General features: G+C 52.6%; 12 protein-coding genes. All 12 read left to right on the forward strand.

The window, feature by feature from the left end; genetic code table 11:
* The 12 genes from thiS (at position 1) to T504_RS0109000 (ending at position 9187) form a co-directional block, all read left to right on the forward strand.
* On the forward strand, positions 1 to 210 hold the full coding sequence (thiS, locus tag T504_RS0108945; RefSeq protein WP_033170735.1) for a sulfur carrier protein ThiS: 210 nt from the start codon (positions 1 to 3) through the stop codon (positions 208 to 210).
* Complete coding sequence (locus T504_RS0108950) at positions 207 to 1028, forward strand: HesA/MoeB/ThiF family protein (protein WP_033170736.1); 822 nt, start codon at positions 207 to 209, stop codon at positions 1026 to 1028. The genes thiS and T504_RS0108950 overlap by 4 nt, the downstream gene beginning before the upstream one ends.
* A 12-nt stretch (positions 1029 to 1040) precedes the next feature.
* Positions 1041 to 1454 (forward strand): M67 family metallopeptidase, encoded by a 414-nt coding sequence (locus T504_RS0108955; RefSeq protein WP_081823420.1) that lies wholly within the window; start codon positions 1041 to 1043, stop codon positions 1452 to 1454.
* 30 nt (positions 1455 to 1484) lie between these two features.
* On the forward strand, positions 1485 to 2345 hold the full coding sequence (locus T504_RS0108960) for a 4Fe-4S binding protein (protein ID WP_033170737.1): 861 nt from the start codon (positions 1485 to 1487) through the stop codon (positions 2343 to 2345).
* A complete protein-coding gene (locus T504_RS0108965; RefSeq protein ID WP_033170738.1) occupies positions 2342 to 2596 on the forward strand; it encodes a sulfurtransferase TusA family protein in 255 nt (84 codons plus the stop codon). Before T504_RS0108960 ends, T504_RS0108965 begins: the two co-directional genes overlap by 4 nt.
* Positions 2593 to 3822: an O-acetylhomoserine aminocarboxypropyltransferase/cysteine synthase family protein gene (locus T504_RS0108970; protein WP_033170739.1), complete on the forward strand. Its 1230-nt coding sequence runs from the start codon at positions 2593 to 2595 to the stop codon at positions 3820 to 3822. The genes T504_RS0108965 and T504_RS0108970 overlap by 4 nt, the downstream gene beginning before the upstream one ends.
* Positions 3823 to 3982: 160 nt before the next feature.
* Positions 3983 to 4939, forward strand: coding sequence for a serine O-acetyltransferase (locus T504_RS0108975; RefSeq protein ID WP_033170740.1), 957 nt, complete (start codon positions 3983 to 3985; stop codon positions 4937 to 4939).
* Positions 4940 to 5256: 317 nt separating this feature from the next.
* The gene (locus tag T504_RS0108980; RefSeq protein ID WP_051635301.1) at positions 5257 to 6741 is read left to right on the forward strand and encodes a putative sulfate exporter family transporter; all 1485 of its coding nucleotides are present in this window, start codon (positions 5257 to 5259) and stop codon (positions 6739 to 6741) included.
* A gap of 19 nt (positions 6742 to 6760) precedes the next feature.
* Complete coding sequence (locus T504_RS0108985; protein ID WP_033170741.1) at positions 6761 to 6949, forward strand: hypothetical protein; 189 nt, start codon at positions 6761 to 6763, stop codon at positions 6947 to 6949.
* 345 nt (positions 6950 to 7294) lie between these two features.
* Complete coding sequence (locus T504_RS0108995) at positions 7295 to 7969, forward strand: trimeric intracellular cation channel family protein (RefSeq protein ID WP_033170743.1); 675 nt, start codon at positions 7295 to 7297, stop codon at positions 7967 to 7969.
* A gap of 89 nt (positions 7970 to 8058) precedes the next feature.
* Positions 8059 to 8223 carry a hypothetical protein gene (locus tag T504_RS14595; protein ID WP_156033512.1) on the forward strand — a complete coding sequence of 55 codons (165 nt, stop codon included), beginning with the start codon at positions 8059 to 8061 and terminating at the stop codon, positions 8221 to 8223.
* A gap of 181 nt (positions 8224 to 8404) precedes the next feature.
* On the forward strand, positions 8405 to 9187 hold the full coding sequence (locus T504_RS0109000) for a hypothetical protein (RefSeq protein ID WP_033170744.1): 783 nt from the start codon (positions 8405 to 8407) through the stop codon (positions 9185 to 9187).
* Positions 9188 to 9606 lie beyond the last annotated feature (419 nt).

A 9606-nucleotide genomic window follows, 5' to 3' on the forward strand; every position in this document is an offset into this window, starting at 1 on the left:
ATGAAACTGACGGTCAATGGCGAAGCTCTGGAAATCGAGAAATCCATCAATGTAAGAGAACTGCTGGTGGTGGCAAAGGCCGACCAGCCGGAATATGTAACGGTGCAGCTGAATGGGGAATTCGTGGATCATTCGGGTTTTGACAATACCTTTGTGGGAGATGGCGATACGGTGGAATTCCTGTACTTCATGGGAGGCGGTGCAAGATGAGTGTCAGCTTGACGAATGAACAGATTGAGCGCTATTCCCGCCATATCATCCTGCAGCAGGTGGGCGGCAAGGGCCAGGAAAAACTGCTGGGGGGCAAGGTGCTGGTCATCGGCACTGGCGGCCTTGGTGCCCCGGCGGCCATGTATCTGGCGGCAGCTGGCGTCGGCCAGATTGGCCTGGTCGATTTCGATGTGGTTGACCTTTCCAACTTGCAACGCCAGATTATCCATCAGACGAAGGATGTGGGCAAGCCCAAAATCCAGTCGGGCAAGGAGACCATCGCTGAGATGAATCCCGATGTAACGGTCCATACCTATAATGAACTGGTGACGTCGGCCAACATCCGCGACATCATCCGGGATCAGGATTACGATTTCATCATCGATGGCACGGATAATTTCCCGGCGAAGTTCTTGATCAACGATGCCTGCGTCATGGAACAGAAGGCTTACTCCCATGCAGGCATCATCCGGTTCCAGGGACAGCTCATGACTTATGTGCCGGGACAGGGGCCCTGCTATCGCTGCGTATTCCCGACGATGCCGCCGAAGGACGCGGTACCCACCTGCCGCCAGGCAGGCGTGCTCGGCGTCATGGGCGGTATCATCGGCACCTTGCAGGCAACGGAGGCCCTCAAGTATATCTTAGGCGTTGGCGATTTGCTCAATGGTTATCTGCTGACCTATGATGCGCTGACCATGACCTTCCGCAAGGTCAAGATTCCGCACAATCACGATTGCGCGGTCTGCGGCGATCATCCGACCATCACGGAGCTCGTCGACTATGAGCAGCCGGCCTGCGACCTGCGCAATCATTAAGGAGGGAGTGCGATGGTGATTGAACTGAAATTAACAGATTATCTGGAAATGGTGCGTCATGCCCGCGCCACAGCTCCTATTGAGGATTGCGGGCTGTTGGGCGGCCGGATTGAAGGCGATGTCAAGAAAGTGGAGAAGGTCTTTTATCTGACGAATACCGACCAAAGCGCAGAGCATTTTTCCCTGGACCCCAAGGAGCAGTTTGCGGCGGTCAAGGAACTGCGCGAGCAGGGCCTCGTGCTCCTGGGCAATTGGCACAGCCATCCAGCCAGTCCCTCCCGCCCTAGTGAGGAGGACAAGCGGCTGGCCTTCGATACCCAGGCAAGCTATTTTATTTTATCCCTAAATGGCGGTGAGCCGGTGCTCAACAGTTTCCAGGTCAGCCGCGATAAAGTGGTGACGAAGGAAGATTTGCGGATTCGCTGATGATATGTGTGATATTTAGGAGGAATTACGATGGCAGTGGATTATAAAGAGCTCAAAAAGGGCGGCTTCATGCGGCAGAGACAGAAGGATTGTTTTTCCATGCGCCTCAAGTCCGTGGGCGGTCACTTTACGGCGGCCCAGCTGGCCACCGTGCAGCAGGTGGCGGAGAAGTTCGGTCAGGGCTATGTGCATCTGACGAGCCGGCAGGGCATCGAAATCCCTTTCATCAACGTGCAGGATATTGATGACGTCAAGAAAGCCCTGAAAGCAGGCGGCGTGGAGGTAGGCGTCTGCGGCCCGCGCGTGCGCACGATTACGGCCTGCCAGGGAGCGGCTGTCTGCCCCTCCGGTCTCATCGATACGGTCAAGCTGGCCAATGAATTCGACAAGCGCTATGGCGGCCGCGAGCTGCCCCATAAATTTAAGTTCGGTTTCACGGGTTGCCACAACAACTGCCTGAAAGCCGAGGAAAACGATATGGGCATCAAGGGCGGCGTGCGTCCTGAGTGGAAATCGGATGCTTGTATCTACTGTGGTGTTTGTGGGGCTGTGTGTCCCGAGAAAGCCATCGAAGTGGATAAGGGGGGCAAGAAATTGACGCTGGCTTTAGAGAAATGCGTTTACTGCGGCAAGTGCATCAAGAGCTGCCCCACCGATGCCTGGACCGGGGAGAACGGCTTTGTGATTTCCTTCGGTGGTCTCTATGGCAACCGCATCGCTGTGGGCCGTCATTTCCTGCCGATTATCTTTGAGGAAGAGAAACTCTACGAGATTGTCGATGTCGCCTTGAAATTCTTTGAGGACAACGCGAAGCCCAGCGAGCGGTTTGCCAATTGCCTGGACCGCGTGGGTTGGGAGAAGTTTGAGCAGGCAGTGGAGGAAGTATTATGAGTGAAGCATGGAAGATTGATGATACGATTGACATCACCGATGTCGTTTGTCCGATTACGTTCGTGAAGGTCAAGATGGCCCTCGAAGATTTGGACGATGGGCAGATCCTGGGCGTTCATCTCAATGAAGGGGAGCCCATCCAGAACGTGCCGCGCAGCCTGAAAGATGAAGGGCATAAGGTCCTGTCGGTCAGCCAGGCCGCCGATGGCACCTATGACCTCGTTGTGCAAAAAGGTGGGCGGGAGTTATGAGATTCACGACCCGGCTGCTGCACGATTCTTTTGGCCCCGATAAGGCCACAGGAGCGGTGACGCAGCCCCTTTACCAGAGTACGGCCTTTTATCAGGAAACGGCCGAAGATATGGAAAAGATCTTTGCCGGGCGTAAGCCCGGTTTTGTCTACACCCGGGTGGGCAATCCGACCATTGCCAGCTTTGAGATGCGCATCCGCTCCCTGGAGGGCGGTGTCGGCGCTGTGGCCTGTGCTTCGGGTATGGCGGCGGTTTCTCAGGCAGTACTCAATGTCGTTTCTCAGGGGGATGAGATTGTGGCCTCGGGGGGCCTTTATGGCGGCACGAGTTCGATTTTCCGGGATCTTGCGGAATTTGGTATTAGGGTGCACTATGCCAAGGGGGATGCGCCGGCTGATTTTGCGGAGCTTATCACGGAGCGTACGCGGCTCCTCTATGTGGAGACCATCGGCAATCCAAAACTCAATGTGGTGGATATCGAGGCGCTGGCAAAGCTGGCACACAGCTATGATATTCCGCTGTTTGTGGACAACACCGTCACGACGCCCTATCTTTGCCAGCCACTTTCTTTAGGCGCCGATGTGGTGATCCATTCGACCTCGAAAGCCCTGAATGGCAATGGCAACTCCGTGGGGGGCATCATCATCAGCGGCGGCCGTTTCAAGTGGGACCCGGCGCGGTTTCCGAAGTTCCGCCAGTTCCAGTTCGGCCCCATGAGTTTCAGCGTGCGGCTGCGCATGCGCATGGTCACCGACTATGGCGGCTGTATGGCACCCTTCAATGCCTATCTGACGGGCATCGGCCTCGATACGCTGGCTTTGCGCCTGGATAGAGCCTGTACGAATGCGCGGGAACTGGCCAGGTTTTTGCAGGCCCAGGGACTGGCGGTCAATTATCCAGGCCTTGCCGATAGTCCCTGGCATGAGATTGCGGCCAAGCAGTTTGGCGGTCATTTCGGCACGCTTTTGACGGTGCGGCTTGGCAGCAAGGAACGAGCCTATCGATTCATCAACGCACTGCAGTATGCCCTCAATGTCTCCAATATCGGCGATGCCCGCACGCTGGTCGTCCATCCGGCTTCGACGATTTTTGCCCATGCCAGTGAGGCGGAAAAGGACTATGCCGGTGTCACCAGCGATCTGGTACGCATAAGCGTTGGTCTGGAGGATGCGGAGGATCTGCTGGCGGATTTTGGGCAGGCGCTGGCGAAGCTGGCTGAGTCATGAGGGGGCTATGAAACGGTTTTGATTGACAGATATACGTCTGTATGCTACCATGAAACAAGAATCCAATGCATGGACAAATCAAAGGGTTCCGAATCCTGTTTTGGTCAGGTTTTGGAACCTTTTTTGTATAGAAAACGATATTACCAGAAGAGGTACTGATATGAAGGAACTTATTTCAACGGAGATACATGACATTACCCGGGAAATCATTGCCGACTATGATAAGAAGCGGCATATTGACAAGCTGGACGTGTTCAACCAGCCCGATACCAAGGTTATCTATGAACTGATCCAGGAACTCGTACGGGTGGCCTATCCCGGATTTACGAAAGATAAGAGCTACCGCATTTACGACATCCGCAACAACCTTTCGATGGTCATCGAGGATATTGCTTTCCGCCTCAACAAGCAGATTGCCATTGCCCTGCGCTATGGGGAACATCCCGATGAGGAAAAACTGGAGGCGACGCGGCTGGAGGCCCAGAAAATCACGCTGGCATTCCTGCGCCGCATCCCGGAAATCCGCGAATATCTGGCCACTGATGTGGAGGCGGTCTTCGATGGCGATCCTGCGGCCGAAAGTGCCGATGAAATCATCTTTGCCTATCCGGGGCTCTACGCAATCACGATTTTCCGTTTTGCCCATGTGCTTTATGAGCTCGGCGTGCCGGTGATACCGCGCATCATGACGGAGCTGGCCCACAGCAAGACAGGCATCGATATCAACCCAGGGGCAAAGATTGGCAAATACTTCATGATCGACCATGGCACGGGCATCGTCATCGGCGAGACCACGGAAATCGGCGAACACGTCAAGGTCTACCAGGGGGTGACGCTGGGGGCGCTGTCGACTTCGGGGGGACGCAAGCTGTTCAACAAGAAGCGTCATCCGACCATCGAGGATCATGTGACGATCTACTCGGGAGCATCGATCCTCGGCGGCGATACAGTCATTGGCCGCGGTTCGGTTATCGGCGGCAATGTATTTTTGACGAAGTCCATTGCACCGGATACGAAGGTCAGTGTCAAGAATCAGGAGCTTCGCTACAATCAGGGGCGCCGGGAGATACAGGAAGTAGAAGCAGACCCCGATGCGGCTTGGTTCTATGTAATTTAAGAGGAAAAGCAACTCCGCTGGCTCGGTATGGGGCCAGCGGAGTTTATAGTTTTGGGGAGTGGGGGCGAGGCGTTGCCGCGAATTTGAATCCGCAAACTTCTTGCATAAATGAGAACAAAATATTCATATTATACATATTGACTATGTATGTATAATATGATATAGTATCAACAACGATAGGAACTGACCAAAAAATTGGAGGTTCCAAGGACATACAGCTTTGGGCTGGCTATGTCCTTGGAACCTCTTTTTTGTTTCTATTCGCACTTATCGTTATTATTTGTCAGGGTTAATTGGTAAGAAAGGAGCTGATTGGTATGACGGCAGAACCACATGAACTGCTCGTACAGAAGCCGGGCTTTTTCCAGAGTGAAGATTGGTGGGCCGTATGGCTGGGGCTTTTGATCGTTGCCTTGGGGGCAGGACAGGCAGCAGGTGTTGACCTTTTGGGATGGGTCGCCAAGTACAATGTCTGGTCGGATATCGGCAAGGCTGTGGCCCCAAATTCCAAGGATTTTGCTTTCCTTGGGGGCTTTGGTTCGATGCTGGCGACGTACTTGTTCCTGCTCATCCTCACCACAGCTGGCGCCTACTTCATGGGAAGTTCGGTCAAGCGCTTTGTGGCCGGTTTTACGATTCTCTACTGGGTAACAGTGGCTGCTAATACTGCGGGAAACTTTGCGTATCTGGCAGCTACGCCGAACAATCTGGAGAAGTTTGGCATCGGCTGGTCATTGGGGCTCGGTGAGCTCGGCTTTGTCATTGCCTTGGTGCTTGGCCTTATCATCGGGAATTTCTTTCCGAAGGCTGCGGCTTTCCTGTCCACAGCTGCCAAGCCGGAGTGGTATATCAAAACAGGTATCGTTATCTTAGGCATGACAATTGCCATCAAGACAGTCGGTGCGATGGGGCTGGCGAGTACCGTTATTTTCCGCGGTATCTGCGCGGTAGTTGAAGCGTATCTGATTTACTGGCCAGTCGTTTATATCATTGCCCGCAAGTTCTTCAAGTTTACGCCGGAATGGGCGGCACCGATGGCTTCGGGGATTTCCATCTGTGGTGTGGCCGCTGCGATTGCCACGGGCAGTGCCATTCGGGCCAGAGCAATCGTGCCGACGGTGCTTTCTTCGGTCATTATCGTATTCGTAGCGGTGGAGCTATTGATCCTGCCGTGGATTGCCACCACGTTTTTTGCGGATGATCCGCTGGTGGCTGGCGCCTGGATGGGCCTGGCCGTCAAGAGTGATGGCGGTGCCATTGCCTCTGGGGCCATCACCGATTCGCTGATCCGCGCTAAAGCCTTGGCTGAGTATGGCGTGAACTATCAGGAGGGCTGGACGCTGATGGCGGCCACTACGGCGAAGGTGTTCATCGATGTGTTTATCGGTATTTGGGCCTTCGTGCTGGCTGTGGTCTGGTCTGTCTATCAGATCGGTACCAAACGCAGCGAAGGCAAATCCTACCAGGTTTCCTTCCGCGAGATTGGCGACCGTTTCCCGAAATTCCTGATTGGTTTTCTCGTGGTATTTGGTGGTGTGTTCCTCTGGGGGATCACGAATCCCGATATCGTAAAAGCCGCTGGGGCTGGTGCCGGACAGGCAAACCTCTTGCGCAGTATCTTCTTTGGCCTTTGCTTCTTTTCCATTGGCCTCATTACCAATGTGCGCAAGCTTTGGGCCGAAGGACTTGGCCGCATCGTCGGTGTCTATGCCCTTGCGCTATTCGGCTTTATCCTCTGGGTAGGCCTTGGCATTTCGTATCTGTTCTACCATGGCATCCTGCCGCCGGTGGTTGCTTCGTAAATAGAAAGGATGAAATATCATGAGTGATCTTGCCATCAAAAACAGGGCTGCAGATTTGGAAGTCCGCGGTTATGAAGAACATCCGGAACTTATCCAGCAGAATGCAGAATGGACGGATCTTTCGCCCGTTGAGGTGAAACTCTGCGGGATATCGCTGGGATTAGGCCTGATTTTATTAGGCGTGTTCCTGTATGTCTTCCGGGGCTGATAGCGGTTGAGGACACAAAGAGGGGACTGTTGCATGCAACAGTCCCCTCTTTGTGTATTATCCCATTCATTGGATATGGCGGGGGGATTTTGACCGGTTAAAAATAAATATGGGACAGGTCAAGCAGCCCGTCTTTGAGCAGATGGGTAAATTCCGGTTCATGATAGCCGGAGATTTCTGGCAGATACAGCGGGGGAAAACCGGCGGCCTTGGATGCCTCGCGGACGTAATATAATAGTTGATAAAGTCAATATTTTTATCGTGGACATTATAAGATTTGTTTGTGGTTGACGGTTTTTTCTGGCTATTGTACGATAGGGGCACAGGGATAAAGGAGTTTTTGCTATGGATAGTTTGACTTGGGTGGTTTTTGATATTATGGGCACGGTAGCCTTTGCGGTGTCGGGGGCGATGGTAGCCATCGACAAGCGGATGGATGTGTTTGGCGTAATCGTGTTGGCAGCGCTCACCGCTGTCGGCGGCGGCATGGTGCGCGATGTGCTCGCCGGCATAACGCCGCCGATGGCTTTATGCGATATTACGGATTTTATGCTGGCAATTCTGACGGCATTGTTTATTTCCTGGGGATATACCAGATGGTCGATATCGCATCGCAATCTGCAGCGCTTTTTACTGCTCTACAATATCTGTGATACCATTGGGCTGGCCTCTTTTACGATTACGGGCATGTTGACTGGATTGGGGCGCGAGTATGGCAATCCGTATGTTTTGCCGGTATTACTGGGGGTTATCACGGCTGTAGGCGGTGGCGTATTGCGCGATGTCATGGCGCGGCGCATGCCCGTTGTCCTGTACAAAGATATTTACGCTACGGCATCTTTGGTGGGGGCGTTGGTGTCGTGTCTGCTTTATCCGTATATTGGAATCCTGGCGATGTCCTGGCTGTGCTTCGCGCTCGTTATCCTTTTGCGGGTTGGTGCGCTTCGCTATGATTGGCATCTGTTCCATCCGCGTCCCGGGAAAAAAATTGGTGCGGAAAAGAACCCGAAGCAGCCATAGCGTTCTTGATTTTGAGATAAAAGATATACTATAATATGATTAGAATTAAGAATCAGCAATTGTAAACAATCCGAAAGCGGGGCGGCTTTATGGAACAAGATTTGTTGTCAAGTTATGCGTTACTCTATGCCAAATTAGTTCAGCTCAGAGAAGAAGTGGAGTCGTTACAGGAAGAAGAGGCGCTTTTCCAGGAGGAAATGAATAGTAAAGCCGATGAATGGGACGAGTCTTGTTTTTCGATGAATCGTTTATGATATTGCCAGAAAAGAAAACTGCCTGCCACTGACCGGTCCATTGGATTGGTCAGTGGCAGGCAGTTTTTGTCATTTGCCGTCAGTCGCTTGACGATTTCCTTTTGGGTGCGTATGATGTAGTAGGAGAATTCATATGGATTGATTGAACCGGTCTGTATTGTGATAGGAGGCAAGCGAAAGATTGCTGGAGAAACTGACTTTTTTGATGGAGGAATACTCGCTGAAGGTTGAACTGGTGTTCAAAGATCGTCAGCTGTATTATCGCGTGAGCAAGGGCAGTGAAGAGGAAAAAGCACCGATGCAGGTGCTGGAAGGCGGCCGCCGTTGGCTGCGCCGACTGGAAAAGCTTCATCTGCCTTCCTGGCGGGCAAGCTATCAGCCGGAGACGCCACCGGAAGTGCATCACCTTTGGCGGTTGGCATTTAAAGATTCGAAAGTTGGTATGCGCCGCATTGTGGGGGATCAGGCCTATCCGGGAAGCTGGGCAGCTTTTATCGATTTGATGAACGACATTCCCGGGGTAGAACTCCATCGGGTAAAACAGCTGGAGCAGGTATCGTTGATCCTTCAGGATACGATGGAAAATCAGGGCGGCAATATCTATTTGCCGAAGCAAAAGCAGCTGGCCCTTACGGAGAAACTCATCATCAACCGTGGCAAGCATATTTTGGTATTCACGCGTCATAAACAGGGCGTGGGGACAGAGCGCCATGCTTTTGATTCGGCGCGCAATGTGCCGCTGTTGTTGGAACGAATTGCAGCTCAAGCGGCTAGGTTCGGCATTCAGTCGGATACGATTGCGGATGATTTCCTGCCGCAGGTAGAGTGGAAACTGGTTTGGCATGATGGCACTGAGGACAGCGGCAGTTATACGATGCGCGGCGAAGATATGCCAGAAGCCTGGAAAGAATTTATGCACGAGATTGAATTGTTTACCGGAAATGTTCGTGGCAGGATTTTTTAAGGCCCAATATAAAGGGGCTTAAAAAATCCCTTTATATTGACATAAAATATAGAAGCCTCCATAAGATTGGTTAATCTATCTTATGGAGGCTTCTATGAATTTATTCACGTACTTTTTACAAATTACAGTTTGTAGGGGAGTAGTACCGAGTTCGTGTTCGAGGTAAGTCGCCGGCGGCGGGGGCCCCAGTACCAACGCTCCACCGGTGACAACCCGCTACAAGAAATTTTTGCCTTTTAATTAAGAGTTGGAAAACAGTTAAACGCGCTTCGCTTGGACGAAACTGCTTTTCCAACGAGAACGCAGGCAAAAATTTCTTGCTTCACGCGGAACGTCAAGGCTACGCTTATGGTACTGGGGCCCCCGCCGCCTCGGTTAGAGCCGTCACGAATTGCTGCGCCCTCGGAGGGATTAGCCCT

It is taken from the genome of Selenomonas sp. ND2010, from assembly GCF_000702005.1.
Classification (GTDB): domain Bacteria; phylum Bacillota; class Negativicutes; order Selenomonadales; family Selenomonadaceae; genus Selenomonas_A.